The sequence below is a fragment of the Bacillus sp. GW821-FHT01G09 genome (assembly GCF_059422205.1).
The window spans coordinates 741138-762772 of record NZ_JBWKWL010000002.1; the positions used below are offsets into that span (position 1 = coordinate 741138).

The following is a 21635-nucleotide window of genomic DNA, read 5'->3' on the forward strand; positions in this document are numbered from 1 at the left end:
AGGATTATTTATCATGGCTTTATTACAAAAAACAAGAATTATTAACTCCATGCTGCAAGCTGCGGCAGGGAAACCGGTAAACTTCAAGGAAATGGCGGAGACGCTGCGGGATGTAATTGATTCCAATATTTTCGTTGTAAGCCGCAGAGGGAAACTCCTTGGGTATTCTATTAACCAGCAAATTGAAAATGATCGTATGAAAAAAATGCTTGAGGATCGTCAATTCCCTGAAGAATATACGAAAAATCTGTTTAATGTCCCTGAAACATCTTCTAACTTGGATATTAATAGTGAATATACTGCTTTCCCTGTTGAGAACAGAGACCTGTTTCAAGCTGGTTTAACAACAATTGTGCCGATCATCGGAGGCGGGGAAAGATTAGGAACACTTATTCTTTCACGTTTACAAGATCAATTCAATGACGATGACTTAATTCTAGCTGAATACGGCGCAACAGTTGTCGGAATGGAAATCCTAAGAGAAAAAGCAGAAGAAATTGAAGAGGAAGCAAGAAGCAAAGCTGTCGTACAAATGGCTATCAGCTCGCTTTCTTACAGTGAGCTTGAAGCAATTGAGCACATTTTTGAGGAGCTTGACGGAAATGAAGGTCTTCTTGTTGCAAGTAAAATTGCTGACCGTGTCGGCATTACCCGTTCTGTTATTGTGAACGCACTCAGAAAGCTGGAGAGCGCCGGTGTTATCGAGTCTAGATCATTAGGAATGAAAGGTACTTATATCAAGGTACTAAACAACAAATTCCTAATTGAATTAGAAAATCTAAAATCTCATTAATCACAAAAAGAACCCTTTTTGAGGGTTCTTTTTTTATTTCAAATAAAGGAAATCAATAAGCTTTATTTCCTGGGTTGAAAGTCTTTCTATGTAATAATTTTAATAAATTTTGCATTTTTCTTCAAAAAGTTTTAAAAATGCCGAAAAGAAAGGAGAAAAAACAGAAATTCTGCTATTTTCAGGCTTATATCAAGGTGAGAAATGTAGTTCTAACAATCTAGGACTTTATACCTAGTTACAAAATAGATAATTGTGAGGACATTTTTTTACACGAACTTCATAGACTTTATGCCTGTTATTTCTTACAATAAGCATATAGTTTTACAATTCTCGACAAGGATATTGAGGGTGAAAAAAACTGAAATGGAGGTAAGTGGATTTGAGCTTATTTTCTGGAACGATACAAAATCTTGAAAATGCCTTGAGCAGAGCGGATATTAAGCAAAAAGTCATAACTAATAATATCGCCAATATAGATACACCGAACTATAAGGCAAAAAAAGTCTCTTTCCAAAATTTATTAGATCAAGAATCCTCGCGTCTTGAAGCGATAAAAACAGACTATCGTCATGTTGATTTTTCTGATACTGATTCGAATTATTCAATTGTTGCGAGCGGAGATACATCGTATCAGCAAAACGGAAACAATGTTGATGTTGACAAAGAGATGACAGAATTGGCGCAAAATCAAATCAACTATCAAGCTTTGGTTGAAAGAATGAACGGTAAATTTAATTCGCTGAAGACCGTATTAACAGGAGGAAAATGATGACAGCTTTTCATAGCTTAAATGTTTCAGCATCGGCTTTAACAGCTCAGCGAGTCAGAATGGACGTTGTATCATCTAACTTAGCAAATATGGATACGACAAGAGCTAAGCAGGTGAATGGAGAGTGGGTGCCTTACAGAAGAAAAATGGTCTCCCTTCAGTCAAAAGGTGAATCGTTCTCTTCCATTCTCAATTCTCAAATGAGCGGAAGCGGTAGTGCTGGAAACGGTGTGAAGGTTTCAAAAATTACAGAGGATGATTCGGATTTTAATCTTGTCTATGATCCGACAGACCCTGATGCAAACGCTGATGGATATGTACAAAAGCCTAATGTTGATCCATTAAAGGAAATGGTTGATCTTGTCAGCAGCACCAGATCATATGAGGCGAATGTCACGGCGATGAATGCCACAAAGGGAATGCTGATGAAGGCGTTAGAAATCGGAAAGTAGGTGAATGAATGTGATTAATGCAATTTCTCCTTTTCAGGTTCAAAATACTCAAAACACTCAAAATGCAACAAATCAAGTAAACAATAGCCAAAAAACAGATTCTTCAAATCAAACAAGCTTTTCGGAGCTTTTAAAAAACTCTATTAGTTCGTTAAATGAGTCCCAAGTAGCTTCTGACAACATGACTAATGCCTTGGCTGCAGGAAAAGATGTAAATCTTGATGAGGTCATGATCGCTGCTCAAAAAGCTAGCATCTCTCTAACTGCAGCAACAGAGTTCCGCAATAAAGCTGTGGAAGCTTATCAGGAGATTATGAGAATGCAAATGTAGGGGGTCTGACGATTTAGAGAAAGAGTGGAATGACCGGGGGTTAACATGAATCGTACTCTAATGCAAATGAAAAACAAAACGAGTGAGTTTTGGAAAAATAGATCTAAATTACAAAAGATTTTAATGGTTAGTGCTTTAGCGGCAATTATTATTATTGGAATTATTATTAGTGTTTTTGCTTCAAATTCTAAAATGGCGCCGCTGTACAAAGATTTGTCTGCCGAAGAAGCAGGACAAATCAAAGAAGAATTGGATGCAAAAAAAGTGCCAAACGAACTTTCGAATGGCGGTACAGTGATTAGTGTTCCGGAGGATCAGGTTGATTCTTTGAAAGTGCAGATGGCTGCAGAAGGACTTCCTAAAACCGGATCAATTGATTATTCATTTTTTGGACAGAATGCCGGCTTTGGTTTGACAGACAATGAGTTTGATATGGTGAAAGTAAAAGCTACACAGACAGAACTGTCAAACTTGATCAATGAAATGGACGGTATTAAAAGTTCAAAAGTAATGATTAATCTCCCGAAAGACGCGGTGTTTGTCGGTGAAGAGCAATCTGCAGCATCTGCATCAATCGTTTTGCAGATTCAACCGGGTTATACACTTGATCAAAGCCAGATCAACGGATTATATCATCTGGTATCTAAAAGCGTGCCGAACCTAAAAGAAGATAACATCGTCATCATGGATCAAAATTCTACATACTACGACAAATCAGACAGTGATGCAGGGTCCTACGCGGATAGTTATTCTTCTCAGCAAGGAATTAAGTCTCAAGTTGAAAAAGACATTCAAAAACATGTACAGTCACTTCTTGGTACGATGATGGGCCAAGATAAAGTCGTTGTCTCCGTTACAGCAGACATTGATTTCACAAAAGAAAATCGGACAGAAGACATTGTCGAACCTGTGGATAAAGAAAACATGGAAGGCATTGCAGTCAGCGCTGAAAAGGTATCTGAAACATATCAGGGCGACGGTGCAGCCAACGGAGGAACTGCCGGAACCGGCGAGGAAGATGTAACAAATTATAAGGCTGACGGTGAAAATACCGAAAGCGGAAACTACGAAAAAAACAGCAACAAAATCAATTACGAGGTTAACCGAATTCATAAAGAAATCGCTGAAAGTCCTTATAAGGTCAGAGATTTAGGGATTCAAGTAATGGTAGAGCCGCCTGATGCCAAAAACACAGCGTCGCTATCAACTGAAAGACAGGATGATATACAAAAAATCCTTTCAACTGTAGTCAGAACATCTTTGGATAAAGATGAAACGCAAAACCAGAATTTATCTGATGCTGATATCAATAATAAGATTGTTGTCTCCGTTCAGCCATTCGACGGCAAAGTCAATTTGGATACAAATACGGAAAAATCCTCAGGTATCCCGCTGTGGGCATATATTGTAGGCGGTGTTTTAATCGCAGCGATCATTGTTCTGATCATTATGCTTATCAGAAAGAAACGGGCGCAAGAGGATGAATTTGAGGAATATGAGTATGAGTATGAGGTTCCTCAAGAACCAATCAATTTGCCTGATATCAACGAAGAGGAAAATGAAACAGCGGAATCAGTCAGACGAAAACAGCTTGAAAAGATGGCGAAAGACAAGCCGGAAGATTTTGCAAAACTGCTGAGAAGCTGGCTGGCCGAGGATTAGGAGGAATTAGAAATGGCGAGACGTGATCAAGATAAGCTTACAGGAAAACAAAAAGCAGCCATTCTCATGATTTCCTTGGGGTTAGATGTGTCAGCTTCTGTCTATAAGCACTTAACCGATGAAGAAATTGAAAGGCTTACTCTGGAAATATCAGGTGTTCGAAGCGTCGATCATCAAAAAAAGGATGAAATCATAGAAGAATTTCATAATATAGCCATTGCGCAAGATTATATTTCTCAAGGCGGTTTAAGCTATGCAAGACAAGTTCTGGAAAAGGCGCTTGGAGAGGATAAGGCGGAGAACATTCTAAACAGGCTGACTTCTTCTTTGCAGGTTAAACCATTTGATTTTGCCAGAAAAGCGGAGCCAGAACAAATTTTGAATTTTATCCAGCAAGAGCATCCGCAGACGATGGCGTTAATCTTGTCTTATTTAGATCCAGTGCAGGCCGGGCAAATTTTATCCGAGCTGAACCCTGAAGTGCAGGCTGAGGTTGCGAGAAGAATCGCGGTCATGGATAGAACGTCTCCAGAAATAATTAACGAGGTAGAACGGATTCTGGAACAAAAATTATCTTCTGCATTTACTCAGGATTATACACAAACAGGCGGAATTGAAGCTGTTGTGGAAGTGTTAAACGGGGTAGACAGAGGGACAGAGAAGACGATCTTGGATTCATTGGAAATTCAGGATCCCGATCTTGCTGAAGAGATTAAAAAGCGGATGTTTGTCTTCGAAGATATTGTCACACTTGATAACCGTGCCATTCAGAGAGTCATTCGCGATGTTGAGAACGACGATTTGCTCCTTTCATTAAAGGTTGCAAGCGAGGAAGTCAAAGAAATTGTGTTCAACAATATGTCACAGCGTATGGTTGAAACCTTCAAAGAAGAAATGGAATTTATGGGCCCTGTACGCTTGAAAGATGTAGAAGAAGCACAATCGAGAATTGTAAGCATCGTCAGAAAGCTTGAAGAAGCCGGTGAAATTGTGATAGCAAGAGGCGGAGGGGATGATATTATTGTCTAATATCATTAAACAAGAATCATCTATTTCTCCACAAAAGGAAAAAAGAAAACTTTCTATACAAGAGGTGCGTATTGATCATTCTCACCTTTTGCAGGCTGAAGAGAACCCGGAGGCGCTTATGGCCCGAGTGAAAGAGGAAGCTGACCGGATTTCTGAGCAGGCAAACAGTCATATAGAAAATATTCGCCGTCAAATTGAGCAGGAGAAAAACGATTGGGCGGCTGAAAAACAGAAGCTTATTGAAGAAGCAAAAACCGAGGGCTTTGAACAAGGAGTAGCGTTGGGCAAAGCTGAGGCAATGCAACAGTATGCCGAACTGATCGGCCAAGCGAACAGTATAACTGAAATGTCCAGAAAAGCTGTTGAGGACAAGCTTGAAGACGCTAATGAAGAAATCGTAGAGCTTGCCGTTGCCTTAGCAAAAAAAGTTTGGCAGCAAAAGGCTGATGATAAAGAGGCTTTCCTCCTGCTTGTACAACAGGTTATAAACGAAGTGAAGGAATATGACGATATATCAATTTATGTTGATCCATATTACTATGAGACAATCTTTCAGCAAAAAGATGAAATCCAGCAGCTTCTTTATAAAGAATGCCGGCTTGGCATATATGCTGATGAAAAAGCTCAAAAAGGAACCTGTTATATTGAAACTCCTTTTGGCAGGGTAGATGCGAGTGTTGACACACAATTGATGCAATTGAAAGATAAACTTCTGACAGCGCTGGAAGCAGGTGCAGCTGAATGAAGACACAGAGTCTGATAGATTGTATAGAAATGACAGACTCGTATAAACGGTACGGAAAAGTCAAGCGGGTAATCGGCTTGATGATTGAATCAAAAGGGCCAGCAAGCTCAATTGGCGACGTGTGCCTGATTTATGCAAAAGGACAATCTGGGAAAGTCATTAAAGCTGAGGTAGTCGGCTTCCAGGAAGAAAATATTTTGCTTATGCCTTATTTAGAGGCTGCGAGCATTGCACCTGGCAGCATTGTAGAAGCTACTGGGGAATCACTTCGGGTTAAAGTTGGAACCGGACTGATTGGACAAGTCATCGATGCTTTTGGAGAACCGCTTGACGGAAAACTTCTGCCGAAAGGGCTTTCGCCTGTATCAACGGAGCAATCACCGCCCAACCCGATGAAACGGCCGCCTATCCGTGAAAAGATGGGTGTTGGAGTCAGATCAATTGACAGCTTGCTGACAGTCGGTAAAGGCCAGCGGATTGGAATTTTTGCAGGAAGCGGTGTCGGAAAAAGCACCTTAATGGGGATGATCGCCAAGCAGACAGAGGCTGACTTAAACGTCATTGCACTTGTCGGAGAACGCGGACGAGAGGTTCGGGAGTTTATTGAAAAAGATCTGGGGAAAGAGGGGCTGAAACGATCGATTGTAGTCGTTGCCACCTCAGACCAGCCAGCATTAATGAGATTGAAAGCGGCATATACAGCGACTGCCATTGCCGAGTATTTCCGAGATAAAGGCCAAAATGTCATGTTTATGATGGATTCTGTTACAAGGGTGGCAATGGCGCAGCGAGAGATTGGACTGGCTGCAGGGGAGCCTCCGACGACAAAAGGTTATACACCTTCAGTGTTCGCTATTTTACCTCGTTTACTAGAACGAACAGGTGCAAACGAGCATGGAACCATTACGGCATTTTATACAGTGTTGGTAGACGGGGATGACATGAATGAGCCGATTGCCGATACTGTACGCGGAATTTTAGACGGACATATTGTGTTGGACAGGGCGCTTGCCAATAAAGGCCAGTTTCCTGCAGTTAACGTACTAAAAAGCATCAGCAGGGTGATGTCAAACATTTCAACAAAACAGCATCTGGATGCGGCAAATAAATTCCGTGAACTTTTATCGACATATCAAAATTCGGAAGATCTCATTAATATCGGAGCTTACAAAAGAGGATCATCCAGAGAAATTGATGAAGCGATACAATTTTATCCGCAGCTTATTCAATTTTTAAAGCAGGGAACAGACGAACCGGCTTTATTGGAAGAAAGCGTTGCTGCATTAACTAGTTTGACAGGAAATGAGGAATAAACGTGGCTTATCAATTTAGATTCCAAAAGCTGCTGGAACTAAAAGAAAATGAAAAAGACCAATCCTTATCCGAGTATCAGCAATCAGTTTCTGAATTTGAAAACGTTGCTGAAAAATTATATGAGAATATGAGCAAAAAAGAATTGCTGGAACAAAATAAGGAAAAGAAATTAAAAAGCGGCATGAGTGTACAAGAAATGAGGCACTACCAACAATTTGTTTCAAATCTTGATAATACGATCTATCACTATCAAAAGCTTGTCATTATGAAAAGAAATCAAATGAATCAAAAACAAGAAATTTTGACAGAGAAAAACATTGAAGTGAAAAAGTTTGAAAAAATGCGTGAAAAACAGTTTAAAATGTTTGCTCTTGAAGATAAAGCTGCAGAAATGAAAGAAATGGACGATATTTCGATTAAGCAGTTTATGATTCAAGGCCATTAGGAGCGAATGTAATGTCCGGCAAAAAGAAAGAATCAGGTAAGTTCCGTTCGGTTTTGCTTATCATTATCCTCCCGCTGATGTTTCTATTAATCGCAGGGGGGATTGTTCTTTGGGCTGCTGGTATCAATGTCTTAAAGCCGATACAGGATGCTGCGGCAAAAACGCCGGTTCTTAAAGAATTGGTCCCTGAAACCGAAAATAAAAAAGGCACAGCATCAAGTAAGGATAGCAGTAATACGGCAGCTCTGGAAAAGACCATTAAGGATCAAAAAAGTGAAATCAGTATATTGAATAAAGATTTAGAAACAAGCAAATCAGAAATCGATAGGCTCAATCAAAAGATCCGTTCACTTGAAAAGACGGCTGAGGATCAAAAAAAGTCATCAGAAGATCATACTGAAGGATCAGCAGACTCGAAAGCTTCTTCTGAAAATGACAAAGTGATCAGTGTGTACAAAAGCATGGACAGCGGAAAGGCTGCTAAAATTATTGCCCAATTAAAGGAGCAAGAAGCACTGAAAATATTGAATGGCCTAAGCAAAAAGCAGCTTGCTGACATATTGGCGAAAATGACTCCTGAGCAAGCAGCAACCTATACAGAAAAAATTGCTGCCAGCCAAGAATAGGGGGAATGAAAGGTGAAGCTGCTTGAATTAGCCGGACCTTTACTGCAAACCACAACGGGTTCTGCCGCTAAAAACATGAAAAGTAGCCAGGGAGTTTTTCAAAACTGGCTTATGTCTGAGACTGGATTGAAGGAACTTTCAGAACAAGGAAAGGGAACTTCTAATTCCGAAGATCAGCTTTTAGCAGATGCGCTTAAAAAGATCGGTGAATGGCTAAATGCAAGTCCTGAAGTTCAAGACAAACAAAATGCGGATCTTTTGCAAACATTAAGCAAACTGACAGGGAAGCAATTGGATGCGAATGCTCTGCAAATGTTGCAAAATCTTTTGCAAGCAGTTGAATCAAAAATGTCAGGCGGGACGGATCAATTGCTCACAGAAACGGAGAAAATTTTTTCAGAAGCTAAAACGGCTCTGAGTGCCAATGATTCTGCTTCTGACATTAATGGAGCACTGAAGTCTGATACAGAGCAATCAAATCAGGAAAATGAAGTATCCGAGGCTGCTAAAGAGCTCATCTATATCCAGATGTTCATTAGCCAGCTCGTAGAAGGGAATAAGCTGACTGATCGCGGGAATGGCAATGAAGCTCATGCCATTTACCAAAATGGAGATCAATTCCTTTCTGCATTAGAAAAGAAGGGTGTATCTCAACAACTAATTCAGGATCTTAAACAGCAAATATTCACTAAAGCTGAGTCAAGTTCAAAACTTCACTCGATGACAGCGTCAGAGCTGAAAAGCTTTCAAAGCTTAATGGATCAAATGTCTATGCTTCCTCAAAAAGGGACCAAAGAATGGAGTTTAGCTGAAAGCCAGCTGAAAGCCTTCTTGTTATCGAAATCATCCGAATCATCACAAGACTTTGGGAAGCGTGTTCTCACACCGCTCTCGCAGAGTTCATCCAGCACAAATGCATCGGATGTTTCTGGAAGTATTCAGCCTATAGATAGTAAATCAGGACTCCAAATGCTGTTTTCGGGGTATCGGAGCATAGGAGGAGTTCAAACACTTGATCTGCAGCAGATGTCATCTGATATACCAAATGCCGAAACAAAAACGGTGGCTGATCAAGTGATTAATGCGTGGAAGCAGATGAAATATACGCCTTTCGGCAGATCGACGGGAAGTTTCACTATTCGGCTGAACCCTGAACATTTAGGATTTGTCACAATCAAGCTGACAAATGAAAATGGAATGTTTCAGAGTAAAATCATAGCATCTAGCCAATCAGCAAAAGAATTGCTTGAACAGCATCTTCCTCAGCTGAAGCAATCATTGCCGAATATGGCCGTCCAAATTGACCGTTTTACTCTTCCGGTCCAAAGCGGGGATCAGCCGATATACGGCCAGCTTGCTGATGAACAGAAACAGCAGCAAGAGGGGCAGAGACAGCAAAGACAGAAAAAGCAATCAAATGATTTTGGCGATCTGCTCGATGAAGTGTCGATGGTTGAAATGGAGGAAGAAGAATGACTTCTATAAGTTCAGAATATAAACTGCCCGAAAAAACGAACACTGTGTCGACGAACAACAGCAGCTTGGGGAAAGATGAGTTTTTAAAAATATTAATGACTCAAGTCCAAAACCAAGATCCGCTCAATCCGGTTGACGATAAAGAATTTATCAGCCAGATGGCGACTTTTTCAAGTTTGGAGCAAATGATGAATCTGAATACGACAATGACTCAATTTGTCGAAAACCAAGATCCGTTTACAACGTATGTTGATTGGATGGGAAAAGAAGTATCTTGGACTGATGGTAAAAGTGCAACAGATAAAACAGGCACAGTAAGCTCTGTTAAACATTTTAAAGGAAATTATTATCTCGTTCTTGATGATGGGACCGAGATCAGTCCTGCGAATGTCATGTCTGTGGGACAATCATCTAAATAAAAACATCTGGGGGAATATATTATGTTACGTTCACTTTATTCTGGAATCAGCGGTATGAAAAACTTTCAAACAAAGCTTGACGTAATCGGTAACAACATTGCCAACGTAAATACAGTAGGATTCAAAAAGAGCCGTGTGACCTTTAAAGATATGGTAAGCCAAACGATTGCCGGCGGTTCTGCGGCCGGTGCAACTATCGGCGGTACGAACTCTAAGCAGATCGGTTTAGGTTCATCATCTGGCACAATTGATACAATTCATTCAACAAGCGCGACACAAAGTACAGGAAGAACACTTGATTTAGCAATTGACGGCGACGGTTACTTCCGAATTGATACAGGTGACGGGACAGCTTATACAAGAGCAGGGAACTTCTATTTAGATAATACCGGAACACTGGTTACAGGTGATGGCTACCATGTACTAAATATGAATGGCGGAACAATTAAAATTCCTACTGATGCACAAAGTTTCACTATCGGTTCTGATGGCAAGGTATCGATCGTTGATGCCGGTGGTCAATCACAAGACGGCGGACAAATCGGGATTGTGACTTTTGCCAACAGTGACGGCTTAGATAAAATCGGGAGCAACTTATACCGTGAATCTTTAAACTCTGGTACGGCCAGTGCAGCGAACCAGCCCGGTGATGGCGGAACAGGTTCCCTTAAAGTAGGATTTCTCGAAATGTCTAACGTCGATTTAACTGACGAATTTACTGAAATGATCGTAGCCCAGCGCGGATTCCAATCAAACTCAAAAATTATTACAACATCTGATGAAATCCTTCAAGAACTGGTTAACCTTAAACGTTAAGGAGGGAGGGGAGGCGAGTAATCGCTTCTCCGCTGTTTTATGATTAAAGTAACCCGTTTGAACGGGCAGCCCTTTACACTGAATGCGCTATTTATTGAACAGATTGAATGTTTTCCGGATACTACAATTACTCTATCAAATGGTAAGAAGTTTGTAGTAAAAGAAGATGAAGAAGCTGTTCTGGAAAAGATCGCAGCTTTCTACCGAAAAATACAAATATTTGCAATGGATCAAGGAATAGAGGAACCGGAATGAAGAAAAAGTTAATGATCATATTACTAATTATTCTTATCGTAATTGGTGCTCTCGGGGCGGCGGCTTATTTTGTTTTAGGCGGAAAGTCCGAAAAAAGTGAAGCGAAAAAAAGTATTGATGAAATCGTTGCGTCTTCTGTTGATGTAGAAGAGATCACAACAAATTTAAAGTCTGATAACATTATCCGTCTTGCTATTAAACTTGAAACCGATTCTGATAAATCAAAAGAAGAACTTGAGAAACGTGATTTCCAAGTGAAAGACGCTGTTATATCACTGCTGGCTGATACGAATGCTGATCAGATTGAGGGAGACAAGGGAAAAGAAACCTTTAAGAAGGAACTAAAAGATAAAATAAATAGCTACCTCCAAGAAGGAAAAGTAGAAAAAGTGTATATTACCTCCTTTAATCTGCAATAAAGCATAATTTGACAGAATACGGAGGTGAGGAAAATGTCAGGAGAAGTTCTCTCCCAAAATGAAATAGATGCACTGCTTTCTGCAATATCAACTGGTGAAATGGACGCTGAAGAGCTGAAAAAAGAAGAAAAAGAGAAGAAAGTCAAGGTTTATGATTTCAAACGTGCGCTGCGGTTTTCTAAGGATCAGATTCGCAGTTTAACGAGAATTCATGACAATTTTGCAAGACTTCTTACCACTCATTTTTCTGCTCAGCTCAGAACCTATATTCACATATCTGTCAGTTCTGTTGATCAGGTTCCGTATGAGGAATTTATCAGATCGATTCCAAACATGACGATTCTAAATCTATTTGATGTTCATCCGATGGAAGGAAGAATTATGATGGAGGTCAACCCCACGATAGCTTATACGATGATGGATCGAGTCATGGGCGGGATTGGAATCAGTCATAACAAGGTTGACAGTTTGACAGAAATTGAAACAAAAATCATTTCTAATTTATTTGAAAATGCACTGGGTAATTATAAAGAAGCTTGGCAGTCAATTGCTGATATTGAACCGGAAATGACTGAGTTTGAAGTGAATCCGCAATTTGTTCAGATGGTATCTCCTAATGAAACAGTCGTGGTGATCTCGCTCAATACTCAAATTGGTGAAATCAGCGGTGTCATTAATCTCTGTATCCCGCATATCGTACTCGAGCCGCTCATACCGAAGCTTTCAGTCCACTATTGGATGCAATCAGACCGAAATGAGCCAAAGCCTGAGGAAACAAAGTCGCTTGAAAAACGTATCATGACAGCACACATACCTGTCGTGGCCGAGCTCGGCACATCTGAACTGACGATAGAAGAGTTTTTAAGTTTAGAAGTCGGAGACTGCATAACTTTGGACAAATCAGTCACGGATCCTCTTACTGTATTGGTCGGAGATAAGCCGAAATTTTTAGGACAAGCCGGCCGGGTGAATCGAAAACAGGCAGTGCAAATTTTAGATCACGACATAAGAGGTGAACAAGATGGAGAATAATAGATTATCTCAAGATGAGATTGACGCGCTTCTTAACGGTACTGGCAGCACGCTTGATGAGCCAGAGGTTCCGGAAGTAGATGACTTATCGGAAATGGAGCGTGATGCGATCGGTGAAATCGGTAATATTTCATTCGGCAGTTCTGCGACAGCACTGTCAACGCTTTTAAATCAAAAGGTCGATATTACGACTCCAAGCGTAACGGTCATTCCAAGAAGTAAAATCAGCGATGCGTTTCCTGAACCGTATGTAGCGATTGAAGTGAATTATACGGAGGGCTTCAGCGGAAGCAACCTGTTAGTCGTGGAACAAAGTGACGCGGCGATCATTGCTGACTTAATGATCGGGGGAGACGGAAAAGGTGCGGACCCTTCACTGGGTGAAATCCATTTAAGTGCGGTTCAAGAAGCAATGAACCAAATGATGGGATCGGCTGCCACATCAATGTCTACTGTATTCAGTAAAAAAATTGATATTTCACCTCCTCGGGTTGAATTGCTGGATGTTACTGAAGAAAAGGGTACAGACCGTATTCCTGATGATGAAATGCTGGTGAAAGTTTCTTTCAACTTAAAGGTAGGAGAATTAATAGACTCCAGCATTATGCAGCTTTACCCATTGACATTTGCGAAAGATTTAATTTCAAGCCTTATGAACTCAGAAAGTGCAGAGGAAGAAGAAACGGTGCAGCCTGAAGTTACATACGAACAGCCGAAAGAGCCTGTGACGCCAGAGCCGCGTATTGAACCGAAGCAACAGCAGCAGCCGCCAAAAAGGCAGGGAACAGCAAAAAAAGCAGCGCCAGTTCAGGTTTCACCGGTGGAATTTTCAGCGTTTGATCCAAACGAAGCTGTACAAGCCCCTATTCATAATCTGGATATGCTTTTGGATATCCCGCTTTCGATTACTGTTGAGCTTGGCAGAACGAAGAGAAGCGTAAAAGAGATTTTAGAGCTTTCTGCCGGAAGTATTATCGAGCTTGATAAATTAGCCGGTGAGCCTGTAGATATTTTAGTTAATCAGCGTATCGTTGCCAAAGGCGAGGTCGTTGTCATTGAAGAAAACTTCGGAGTAAGAGTCACTGACATTTTAAGCCAGGCAGAGCGCATTAATAATTTAAAATAACGAAACACAAGGAGAGAGATAGATTATGGCACATAGAATTTTAATTGTAGATGACGCAGCATTTATGCGAATGATGATTAAAGATATTTTGGTTAAAAATGGTTTTGAAGTTGTGGCGGAAGCTGAAAATGGAGCACAAGCGGTAGAGAAATATAAAGAGCATTCACCTGACCTTGTTACTATGGATATCACGATGCCAGAAATGGATGGTATTACAGCATTAAAAGAAATTAAACAAATTGATGCGCAGGCAAGAATCATCATGTGTTCTGCTATGGGACAGCAATCAATGGTTATTGATGCCATTCAGGCCGGCGCTAAGGATTTCATTGTGAAACCTTTCCAGGCTGACCGTGTGCTTGAAGCAATCAACAAAACATTAAGTTAAAGGGTGTACGACTGTTGAAAAAGAGTCAATATTTTATCGTTTTTATTTGTTTTTTCGTTTTATTCAGTGTACATCCGATTGCTGCTGCCGCGGCAGACTCTGATAATTCAACTGTAAACGAATGGTTTCAAAAAAAAGATGAAAAAAATGCAGATAAGTCAGAGCAAAAGAAAGAAAAAACAACAAAAACTGCTGATGAGACGGAGGGAGCGGCTGCTCCTTCTGTCTCAGCTTTTGATTTTGTAAAGATGATTTTCGCTTTACTGTTTGTTATCGTGCTGATTTACGGGCTGGTTAAGCTCATGAACAAAAGAAATCGGCTCCTAAAGCCTTTTCAATATGTTGAAAATATTGGCGGCACATCGGTCGGCCAGAACAGATCCATACAATTGATCAAGGTCGGGAAAAGTGTGCTCGTCGTCGGTGTAGGAGAGACGATCCAGCTGCTGAAAGAAATTGAGGATGAAAAAGAGATTGAAGTCATTCTCAGTCAGCATGAAGAGGCAATGTCAAGCAAAATAGAGTGGCAAAAGTTTGTGAAGCCGCATAAGAGTTCTGAACATCAGCCGCAGCAAAAACTGCCTTCATTTTCAAAAGCATTAAAAGAGCAACTTGAAGAGTTAAAACAAAACCGTTCTGAAGGAAAGAAGAAAGGCCCACGTCATCATGAATGAGTTTATTAATATTTTCAGTTCAAGCGATCCGGAAAACGTAAGTTCAACTGTTAAATTACTATTATTGTTAACTGTATTTTCAGTGGCGCCTGGAATATTGATTCTTATGACTTGTTTTACTCGCATCGTCATTGTTCTGTCATTTGTCAGAACTTCACTTGCGACGCAATCTATGCCCCCAAACCAGGTTCTTATCGGGCTTGCGCTGTTTTTAACATTTTTTATTATGGCTCCTACTTTTTCAGAAATTAATAAAGAAGCGCTGACCCCATTAATGGACAACAAAATCAGCTTGGATGAAGCGTATACGAAAGCTGAGGAACCGATTAAAGAATTTATGAGTAAACACACAAGGCAGAAGGATCTGGCGCTGTTTATGAATTACGCGAAAATGGATAAACCTGAATCATTAAAGGATATTCCGTTAACAACAATGGTTCCGGCTTTTGCCATATCGGAGCTTAAAACAGCATTTCAAATAGGTTTTATGATTTTTATCCCTTTTTTAATTATAGATATGGTAGTGGCGAGCGTCTTGATGTCAATGGGAATGATGATGCTGCCTCCAGTTATGATTTCTCTGCCCTTTAAAATATTACTTTTTGTTTTGGTAGACGGCTGGTATTTAATTGTGAAATCTTTGCTTCAGAGCTTTTAGGGTAGGTGCTAAACGTGAGTTCAGAATTTGTAATTTCTATGGCGGAAAAAGCCGTATACGTAACGCTGATGATCAGCGGGCCATTATTGGCTATTGCTTTACTGGTCGGTTTAATTGTCAGCATATTTCAGGCGACAACTCAAATCCAGGAACAGACTTTGGCGTTTATTCCGAAAATCGTGGCGGTTCTCCTGGCTCTCATTTTTTTTGGTCCTTGGATGCTGTCGACGATTCTTTCATTTACAACAGAGCTGTTTTCTAATTTAAATCGTTTTGCAGGGTAATGTAGAGATGAATTCAATTATTGACTTATTTCCTGCTTTTTTATTGGTTTTTATTAGAATCTCTGCTTTTTTTGTAACGATTCCGCTATTTGGACATCGAAATGTGCCAGCTGTTCATCGCATAGGTTTTGCTTTTTTTCTTGCGGTCATTTGTTTCAGCACCATTGATAAACCGCCCTCTTTGGAGATAGATGAGCACTATATGCTCTTGGCGTTTAAAGAAGCTTTGGTCGGCCTATGTCTGGGTTTAATTGCTTATATGATGATTGCCGCAGTGCAGATTGCCGGCTCGTTTATTGATTTTCAAATGGGATTTTCAATAGCAAACGTTATTGATCCGCAAACCGGTGCACAAAGTCCGTTGATTGGCCAGTTTATCTATACGATGGCACTTTTGTTTATGCTGAGTGTCAATGCCCACCATTTGCTGCTGGACGGTATTTACTACAGCTTTCAGTATATTTCAGTTGATCAGGCATTTCCGAATTTCGGCGATGAAAAGTTTGCCTATTTTATCGCGAAAAGCTTTAATGCAATGTTTATTATCGCTTTTCAAATGTCAGCGCCGGTTGTGGCCAGCTTGTTTTTAGTTGATTTAGCATTAGGTATCGTGGCTCGAACTGTTCCGCAGTTAAATGTATTTGTGGTCGGTCTGCCTTTAAAGATCGCTGTCAGTTTCATCATGCTCATTGTATGTATGTCCGTTATCTTCGTCGTTGTCCGGAATGTTTTCAGCTTAACGATTGAAACGATGCGGAATCTTTTAGCATTGGTCGGTGTTTCTTAATGAAGCTTAGAGTTGACCTGCAGTTTTTTGCGGGAGAGAAGACAGAAAAAGCCACTCCGAAAAAACGGAAGGATACGCGAAAAAAAGGGCAAGTAGCCAAAAGCTCGGATGTCAATACCGCCGTTTCTTTACTGGTAATATTCCTTTCGCTTATTGCAATTGGTCCGTATATGAGAGACAGGCTGCTGTCATTCATAGAAACATTTTATACCGAATCGCTCACAATGAAGCTCTCAGAATCAAATGTGCATACATTGTTTGTCAGCTTATTAAAGGATATGGGCATGATACTCGCGCCGATCTTGCTTGTTGCTCTTGTTGCAGGAGTCGTAAGCAACTATATGCAGGTTGGGTTCTTATTTTCTGCTGAAGTGATACAGCCTAAGCTTGAAAAACTGGATCCGATCAAAGGCTTTAAACGAATATACAGTATGAGGGCGATTGTAGAGCTGATTAAATCAATTTTGAAAATCGTAGTCGTCGGTTTTGCGGCTTTTGCTGTGCTTTGGCTGCATTATGGAGAAATTCTCCGGCTTCCTCTCCTGACACCCGAAGAGGCACTTTCTTTCGTTTCAAAACTCACTTTGTGGATGGGACTAAGCGGTGCAGGTGCATTGTTGATTCTTGCGGGTCTCGACTATTTATATCAGAGATTTGACTATGAGAAAAATATCAAAATGTCAAAACAAGATATAAAAGATGAGTACAAAAAATCTGAAGGAGACCCGATTATCAAGTCTAAAATTAAACAAAGACAGCGGGAAATGGCGATGAGGCGGATGATGCAGGAAGTTCCAAAAGCAGATGTCATTATCACAAACCCGACTCACTATGCGATTGCTTTGAAATATGATGAAGAAAAAATGGACGCACCTTATATTGTTGCAAAAGGCGTCGATCACCTTGCGTTAAAAATTAGGAAAATTGCTAAAGAGCATGATGTCATGATGGTAGAAAACAGACCGCTTGCCCGTGCGTTATATGATCAGGTGGAAATTGACCAGGCAGTGCCGGAAGAATTTTTTAAAGCTTTAGCAGAAATTCTGGCTTACGTATATAAAACAAAACAAAAAGTATATTGAATTTTTCGATTTAAAAGGAGAGAAAAAACAGCATGTCAACAAGAGATTTATCCGTTTTAATAAGTGTTGTCCTCATTGTGGCGATGCTGGTGATTCCATTTCCTCCATGGCTGTTAAGTATTTTGATCATTATTAATATTTCTCTTGCGTTGATCGTGCTTCTCACCACAATGAATATGCAGGAAGCGCTTCAGTTTTCGATTTTTCCGTCACTGTTGCTGCTTTTGACCCTATTTCGTTTGGGCTTGAACGTCTCAACTACCCGTTCAATTCTTTCACACGGTGAAGGAGGGAAAGTCGTCGAGACTTTCGGAAATTTCGTTGTCGGCGGAAATGTATTAGTTGGACTCGTTGTATTTATCATCCTTATTATTATTCAGTTTATCGTCATTACAAAAGGTGCTGAACGTGTTTCCGAGGTTGCAGCAAGGTTTACGCTGGACGCAATGCCGGGGAAGCAGATGAGCATTGATGCTGATTTAAACGCAGGGATGATTACCGAACAGGAAGCGAAGCATCGCCGCGAAAAAGTGGCAAGAGAAGCAGACTTTTATGGAGCAATGGACGGTGCCAGTAAATTTGTAAAAGGTGACGCCATTGCCGGAATCATCATTGTGATGATCAATATTATTTTCGGAATCGTGATCGGAATGCTTCAGCAGGGCATGTCCATTCAAGAAGCTGCTTCACACTTTACGATGCTGACTGTAGGGGATGGAATTGTTTCGCAAATCCCGGCACTGTTAATTTCTACGGCTACGGGTATTGTGGTCACAAGAGCTGCCTCTGAAGGAAACTTAGGGCATGACATTACAGGCCAGCTGTTTGCGTATCCAAAGCTTTTATACGTCGCAGCAGCTACGATCATGCTTTTAGGTATTTTCACTCCGATCGGCATCCTTCTGACGGGGCCGCTTGCGGGATTGCTTGCTTTTGGCGCATATACACTATCTAAATCAGGTAAGGAAAAAGAAGAAGTGGATGAGATTCTTGAGGAAGAGGCTGAGGTGGACGAGCTTAAAAGCCCTGAAAGTGTTGTTCAGCTTCTGCATATAGATCCGATAGAATTTGAGTTTGGATATGGCCTGATACCGCTTGCTGATGCCAATCAAGGCGGTGATTTATTAGACCGAATTGTTATGATACGCCGTCAGTTGGCTTTGGAACTCGGGCTTGTCATTCCTGTCGTGCGAATCAGAGATAATATAGCGTTACAGCCTAATGAATACCGATTGAAAATTAAAGGAAACGAGGTAGCAAAAGGCGAGCTGTTGCTTGATCATTATTTAGCGATGTCGCCTACTCCTGAGGACGATCTCATTGAAGGGATTGAAACAGTGGAGCCTTCATTCGGACTGCCGGCTAAATGGATTAGCGAAGCGGTAAAGGATGAAGCCGATATGCTTGGTTATACAGTAGTTGATCCTGCATCAGTCGTTTCAACGCATATTACGGAGAAAATTAAGCAGCATGCCCACGAATTGATCGGAAGGCAGGAGACAAAACAGCTGATCGATCACTTGAAAGAATCGTATCCAGTCCTGGTTGAAGAGGTTACGCCGAATCCATTGTCTGTCGGTGATATTCAGAAAGTGCTTGCTAAGCTTTTAAAAGAAAAAGTTTCAATTCGAAACTTAGTAACGATTTTTGAAACACTTGCTGACTATGGGAAATTAACAACAGATTCTGATCTCTTAACAGAGTATACAAGACAAGCGCTTGCTAAACAAATTACAGCCCAGTTTGCCAAAGAAAATGAAGTGTTGAAGGTTGTTACTTGTTCCGGCCGTGTAGAAAAAGCAATAGCAGACGGTGTGCAGCAGACGGAACACGGGAACTATTTATCACTTGAACCAGATATTTCAGAAAGTATAGTGCGCTCTGTCGCCAAAGAAGCTGAACAGCTCTCATTACGTCAGGAAACCGCGATTCTTCTTTGCTCGCCGCCTGTCAGAATGTATGTGAAGCAGCTTCTGGAACGGTACTTCCCTGATCTTCCGGTACTCTCTTATAACGAACTTGAGGCGAATGTTGAGGTACAAAGCATTGGAGTGGTGGATATTTAATGAAAATAAAAAAATTTACTGCTGCTTCAATGCAAGAAGCGGCACTTCTCATCAGAAAAGAGTTAGGTAATGAAGCGGTCATATTAAATTCGAAAAAAATTAAAAAGCGAAAATGGTTTGGCCTCGTCAACAAGCCTGCTGTTGAAGTAATCGCCGTATTGGATCAGGACTTTCTTGAGAAAAAAACGCCTCAGAAGGCAGCTGAACCGAAACAAACATTAAAAACTCCGGTCAGCAGTCCGAAAATAGAGGAGAGAACATATCCCCCTCAAATTCCGGCGCAACAGGAGCTAGGTGATTTTTCAGCATATCAATCTGTACTTCCTGAGCCGCTGCGAAAAGCAGAAAAGCTTTTGCAAGAAACAGGGATCAAAGAGTCTACGAAAACGAACACTCTGAAAAAATTGCTTCGCTTCTCTGTTGAAGCAGGCGGCTTGACTGAAGAAAATGTTGTCGGCAAACTTCAGGAAATACTATGCGATATGCTGCCCGCAGCAGACAAGTGGCAGGAGCCAATTCATTCAAAATATATCGTTCTCTTTGGTTCAACAGGGGCTGGTAAAACAACTACACTGGCTAAACTCGCAGCCATATCTATGCTTGAAAAACATAAAAAAATCGCTTTTATTACAACAGATACGTATCGTATTGCAGCTGTTGAACAGTTGAAAACATACGCTGAACTGCTGCAGGCTCCTCTGGAAGTTTGCTATACAAAAGAAGAATTTCAGCAGGCGAAGGAGCTATTTTCTGAGTATGATCATGTGTTTGTTGATACAGCTGGAAGAAACTTCAAGGACCCGCAATACATTGATGAACTGAAAGAGACGATTCCTTTTGAGAGCAGCATTCAGTCATTTCTTGTTTTATCCGCGACTGCAAAATATGAAGATATGAAGCATATTGTCAAACGGTTTTCATCCGTCCCTGTCAATCAGTATATTTTTACGAAAATAGATGAAACGACTTCCTTAGGTTCTGTATTTAATATACTGGCAGAATCAAAAATAGGTGTCGGGTTTATGACAAACGGACAGAATGTGCCTGAGGATATACAGACTGTATCTCCACTTGGTTTTGTGAGGATGCTGTGCAGATGAACAGATATGACCAAGCAGCAACTTTACGGGCGAAAATGGAAAAACGTGAGCGCGTTCTGCCGATGATTTATTCACAAAAAGCGAAGACACTTGCTGTCATTAGCGGCAAGGGCGGTGTCGGAAAATCCAATATTACCTTAAATATGGCACTTGCGCTGCAGGATAAAGGTAAGAAGGTGCTGCTCATCGACCTTGATATCGGGATGGGAAACATTGATATATTAATGGGAAATTCATCGTCTGCCACGATAATCGATGTTTTAACCGATCGTAAGCCTTTGCTGCAGTCATTATCCGTTGGCCCAAAGGGTTTGCGGTATATATCAGGGGGAACCGGTCTTGATGTGATGTTTCAGCTCGATCAGAGAAAATGGACGTTTTTTGCCAATGAACTTTCTCATGCATTAAGCCAGTTCGATTATGTGCTGTTTGATATGGGAGCGGGCTTATCAAAAGATCAACTGCCTTTTATTTTATCAGCAGAAGATATTTTGATTATAACAACTCCCGAGCCGACGGCCATTATGGACGCATACAGCGCTGTCAAGCACTTGGTTTTGACAGAAAATAAGCTTTCAATGAAGGTGGCTGTCAATCGATGCCGTGACCAAAAGGAAGGGCTTGACGCTTTTGCCCGCCTCTCCCGTACAATTCATATGTTTTTGGATGTTCAGGTTCAGTTTGCCGGTTCCGTTTCTGACGATGTGATCGTGAGCAAAGCGGTTGTCGAACAGGTTCCTTTTTTCATAAAAAGCCCTCAGGCAAAAGCCAGCCGGTCAGTCCGTATTTTAGCGGACGCCTTGTTTGAAAGAGAAGAAACGAGACACAAAGAAGACAAACCGACATTTATTGAGAAATTATCTTCTTTTTTAATGAGGAGGGCTTAA

General features: G+C 40.8%; 26 protein-coding genes. All 26 read left to right on the forward strand.

What is annotated here, in order from left to right:
* Positions 1 to 13: 13 nt before the first annotated feature.
* The 26 genes from codY to flhG all read left to right on the forward strand — a co-directional run bounded on the left by codY (position 14) and on the right by flhG (position 21635).
* A complete protein-coding gene (gene codY / locus AC07VD_RS09270; RefSeq protein WP_003220850.1) occupies positions 14 to 793 on the forward strand; it encodes a GTP-sensing pleiotropic transcriptional regulator CodY in 780 nt (259 codons plus the stop codon).
* A 379-nt stretch (positions 794 to 1172) separates the two neighbouring features.
* A complete protein-coding gene (flgB, locus tag AC07VD_RS09275; protein WP_003245656.1) occupies positions 1173 to 1562 on the forward strand; it encodes a flagellar basal body rod protein FlgB in 390 nt (129 codons plus the stop codon).
* Positions 1562 to 2014, forward strand: coding sequence for a flagellar basal body rod protein FlgC (flgC, locus tag AC07VD_RS09280; RefSeq protein ID WP_024572493.1), 453 nt, complete (start codon positions 1562 to 1564; stop codon positions 2012 to 2014). The genes flgB and flgC overlap by 1 nt, the downstream gene beginning before the upstream one ends.
* A 10-nt stretch (positions 2015 to 2024) precedes the next feature.
* Complete coding sequence (gene fliE / locus AC07VD_RS09285) at positions 2025 to 2345, forward strand: flagellar hook-basal body complex protein FliE (protein ID WP_003238544.1); 321 nt, start codon at positions 2025 to 2027, stop codon at positions 2343 to 2345.
* 45 nt (positions 2346 to 2390) lie between these two features.
* Positions 2391 to 4007, forward strand: a complete 1617-nt coding sequence (gene fliF, locus AC07VD_RS09290) for a flagellar basal-body MS-ring/collar protein FliF (protein ID WP_217017793.1) — start codon at positions 2391 to 2393, stop codon at positions 4005 to 4007.
* A gap of 12 nt (positions 4008 to 4019) precedes the next feature.
* The gene (gene fliG / locus AC07VD_RS09295; protein WP_003231981.1) at positions 4020 to 5036 is read left to right on the forward strand and encodes a flagellar motor switch protein FliG; all 1017 of its coding nucleotides are present in this window, start codon (positions 4020 to 4022) and stop codon (positions 5034 to 5036) included.
* The gene (gene fliH, locus AC07VD_RS09300) at positions 5029 to 5781 is read left to right on the forward strand and encodes a flagellar assembly protein FliH (protein WP_042976146.1); all 753 of its coding nucleotides are present in this window, start codon (positions 5029 to 5031) and stop codon (positions 5779 to 5781) included. The genes fliG and fliH overlap by 8 nt, the downstream gene beginning before the upstream one ends.
* Entirely contained in the window at positions 5778 to 7094 is a 1317-nt protein-coding gene (gene fliI, locus AC07VD_RS09305; protein ID WP_033883348.1) for a flagellar protein export ATPase FliI, read from the forward strand. Before fliH ends, fliI begins: the two co-directional genes overlap by 4 nt.
* Positions 7095 to 7096: 2 nt before the next feature.
* Positions 7097 to 7540 carry a flagellar export protein FliJ gene (gene fliJ / locus AC07VD_RS09310; protein ID WP_003231977.1) on the forward strand — a complete coding sequence of 148 codons (444 nt, stop codon included), beginning with the start codon at positions 7097 to 7099 and terminating at the stop codon, positions 7538 to 7540.
* Positions 7541 to 7551: 11 nt separating this feature from the next.
* A complete protein-coding gene (locus tag AC07VD_RS09315) occupies positions 7552 to 8166 on the forward strand; it encodes a MotE family protein (RefSeq protein WP_069704105.1) in 615 nt (204 codons plus the stop codon).
* 12 nt (positions 8167 to 8178) lie between these two features.
* Positions 8179 to 9642: a flagellar hook-length control protein FliK gene (locus AC07VD_RS09320; protein WP_086343836.1), complete on the forward strand. Its 1464-nt coding sequence runs from the start codon at positions 8179 to 8181 to the stop codon at positions 9640 to 9642.
* Entirely contained in the window at positions 9639 to 10061 is a 423-nt protein-coding gene (flgD, locus tag AC07VD_RS09325) for a flagellar hook assembly protein FlgD (protein WP_014479786.1), read from the forward strand. The genes AC07VD_RS09320 and flgD overlap by 4 nt, the downstream gene beginning before the upstream one ends.
* Positions 10062 to 10082: 21 nt before the next feature.
* On the forward strand, positions 10083 to 10877 hold the full coding sequence (flgG, locus tag AC07VD_RS09330) for a flagellar basal body rod protein FlgG (protein ID WP_024572497.1): 795 nt from the start codon (positions 10083 to 10085) through the stop codon (positions 10875 to 10877).
* A 39-nt stretch (positions 10878 to 10916) separates the two neighbouring features.
* A complete protein-coding gene (gene swrD, locus AC07VD_RS09335; RefSeq protein WP_003231966.1) occupies positions 10917 to 11132 on the forward strand; it encodes a swarming motility protein SwrD in 216 nt (71 codons plus the stop codon).
* Complete coding sequence (fliL, locus tag AC07VD_RS09340; RefSeq protein ID WP_003231964.1) at positions 11129 to 11551, forward strand: flagellar basal body-associated protein FliL; 423 nt, start codon at positions 11129 to 11131, stop codon at positions 11549 to 11551. The genes swrD and fliL overlap by 4 nt, the downstream gene beginning before the upstream one ends.
* Before the next feature lie 33 nt (positions 11552 to 11584).
* Positions 11585 to 12583 (forward strand): flagellar motor switch protein FliM, encoded by a 999-nt coding sequence (fliM, locus tag AC07VD_RS09345; protein WP_494721708.1) that lies wholly within the window; start codon positions 11585 to 11587, stop codon positions 12581 to 12583.
* Positions 12573 to 13709 (forward strand): flagellar motor switch phosphatase FliY, encoded by a 1137-nt coding sequence (gene fliY / locus AC07VD_RS09350; protein ID WP_014479788.1) that lies wholly within the window; start codon positions 12573 to 12575, stop codon positions 13707 to 13709. The genes fliM and fliY overlap by 11 nt, the downstream gene beginning before the upstream one ends.
* Before the next feature lie 25 nt (positions 13710 to 13734).
* Positions 13735 to 14097 carry a chemotaxis protein CheY gene (gene cheY, locus AC07VD_RS09355; RefSeq protein WP_014476812.1) on the forward strand — a complete coding sequence of 121 codons (363 nt, stop codon included), beginning with the start codon at positions 13735 to 13737 and terminating at the stop codon, positions 14095 to 14097.
* Positions 14098 to 14111: 14 nt separating this feature from the next.
* Complete coding sequence (gene fliZ, locus AC07VD_RS09360; RefSeq protein WP_024571383.1) at positions 14112 to 14771, forward strand: flagella biosynthesis regulatory protein FliZ; 660 nt, start codon at positions 14112 to 14114, stop codon at positions 14769 to 14771.
* A complete protein-coding gene (gene fliP, locus AC07VD_RS09365) occupies positions 14764 to 15429 on the forward strand; it encodes a flagellar type III secretion system pore protein FliP (protein ID WP_003245692.1) in 666 nt (221 codons plus the stop codon). Before fliZ ends, fliP begins: the two co-directional genes overlap by 8 nt.
* Positions 15430 to 15443: 14 nt before the next feature.
* Entirely contained in the window at positions 15444 to 15713 is a 270-nt protein-coding gene (gene fliQ / locus AC07VD_RS09370; protein ID WP_003220888.1) for a flagellar biosynthesis protein FliQ, read from the forward strand.
* Positions 15714 to 15720: 7 nt separating this feature from the next.
* Positions 15721 to 16500: a flagellar biosynthetic protein FliR gene (gene fliR, locus AC07VD_RS09375; RefSeq protein ID WP_003245510.1), complete on the forward strand. Its 780-nt coding sequence runs from the start codon at positions 15721 to 15723 to the stop codon at positions 16498 to 16500.
* Entirely contained in the window at positions 16500 to 17582 is a 1083-nt protein-coding gene (flhB, locus tag AC07VD_RS09380; RefSeq protein ID WP_024571384.1) for a flagellar biosynthesis protein FlhB, read from the forward strand. The genes fliR and flhB overlap by 1 nt, the downstream gene beginning before the upstream one ends.
* A gap of 32 nt (positions 17583 to 17614) precedes the next feature.
* The gene (flhA, locus tag AC07VD_RS09385; RefSeq protein WP_003231947.1) at positions 17615 to 19648 is read left to right on the forward strand and encodes a flagellar biosynthesis protein FlhA; all 2034 of its coding nucleotides are present in this window, start codon (positions 17615 to 17617) and stop codon (positions 19646 to 19648) included.
* The gene (flhF, locus tag AC07VD_RS09390) at positions 19648 to 20748 is read left to right on the forward strand and encodes a flagellar biosynthesis GTPase FlhF (RefSeq protein ID WP_017694879.1); all 1101 of its coding nucleotides are present in this window, start codon (positions 19648 to 19650) and stop codon (positions 20746 to 20748) included. Before flhA ends, flhF begins: the two co-directional genes overlap by 1 nt.
* On the forward strand, positions 20739 to 21635 hold the full coding sequence (gene flhG / locus AC07VD_RS09395; protein WP_494721709.1) for a flagellum location/number ATPase FlhG: 897 nt from the start codon (positions 20739 to 20741) through the stop codon (positions 21633 to 21635). The genes flhF and flhG overlap by 10 nt, the downstream gene beginning before the upstream one ends.

Excerpts from the sequence above, each read along its gene's own strand:
- flhF (WP_017694879.1), top strand. The coding sequence starts at position 19,648 with ATGAAAATAAAAAAATTTACTGCTGCTTCAATGCAAGAAGCGGCACTT.
- fliP (WP_003245692.1), top strand. The coding sequence starts at position 14,764 with ATGAATGAGTTTATTAATATTTTCAGTTCAAGCGATCCGGAAAACGTA.
- flgD (WP_014479786.1), top strand. The coding sequence starts at position 9,639 with ATGACTTCTATAAGTTCAGAATATAAACTGCCCGAAAAAACGAACACT.
- flhB (WP_024571384.1), top strand. The coding sequence starts at position 16,500 with ATGAAGCTTAGAGTTGACCTGCAGTTTTTTGCGGGAGAGAAGACAGAA.
- flhA (WP_003231947.1), top strand. The coding sequence starts at position 17,615 with ATGTCAACAAGAGATTTATCCGTTTTAATAAGTGTTGTCCTCATTGTG.
- fliG (WP_003231981.1), top strand. The coding sequence starts at position 4,020 with ATGGCGAGACGTGATCAAGATAAGCTTACAGGAAAACAAAAAGCAGCC.
- fliM (WP_494721708.1), top strand. The coding sequence starts at position 11,585 with ATGTCAGGAGAAGTTCTCTCCCAAAATGAAATAGATGCACTGCTTTCT.
- codY (WP_003220850.1), top strand. The coding sequence starts at position 14 with ATGGCTTTATTACAAAAAACAAGAATTATTAACTCCATGCTGCAAGCT.
- AC07VD_RS09315 (WP_069704105.1), top strand. The coding sequence starts at position 7,552 with ATGTCCGGCAAAAAGAAAGAATCAGGTAAGTTCCGTTCGGTTTTGCTT.
- fliF (WP_217017793.1), top strand. The coding sequence starts at position 2,391 with ATGAATCGTACTCTAATGCAAATGAAAAACAAAACGAGTGAGTTTTGG.
- flgC (WP_024572493.1), top strand. The coding sequence starts at position 1,562 with ATGACAGCTTTTCATAGCTTAAATGTTTCAGCATCGGCTTTAACAGCT.
- fliY (WP_014479788.1), top strand. The coding sequence starts at position 12,573 with ATGGAGAATAATAGATTATCTCAAGATGAGATTGACGCGCTTCTTAAC.
- flgG (WP_024572497.1), top strand. The coding sequence starts at position 10,083 with ATGTTACGTTCACTTTATTCTGGAATCAGCGGTATGAAAAACTTTCAA.
- cheY (WP_014476812.1), top strand. The coding sequence starts at position 13,735 with ATGGCACATAGAATTTTAATTGTAGATGACGCAGCATTTATGCGAATG.
- swrD (WP_003231966.1), top strand. The coding sequence starts at position 10,917 with ATGATTAAAGTAACCCGTTTGAACGGGCAGCCCTTTACACTGAATGCG.
- fliL (WP_003231964.1), top strand. The coding sequence starts at position 11,129 with ATGAAGAAAAAGTTAATGATCATATTACTAATTATTCTTATCGTAATT.
- fliI (WP_033883348.1), top strand. The coding sequence starts at position 5,778 with ATGAAGACACAGAGTCTGATAGATTGTATAGAAATGACAGACTCGTAT.
- fliR (WP_003245510.1), top strand. The coding sequence starts at position 15,721 with ATGAATTCAATTATTGACTTATTTCCTGCTTTTTTATTGGTTTTTATT.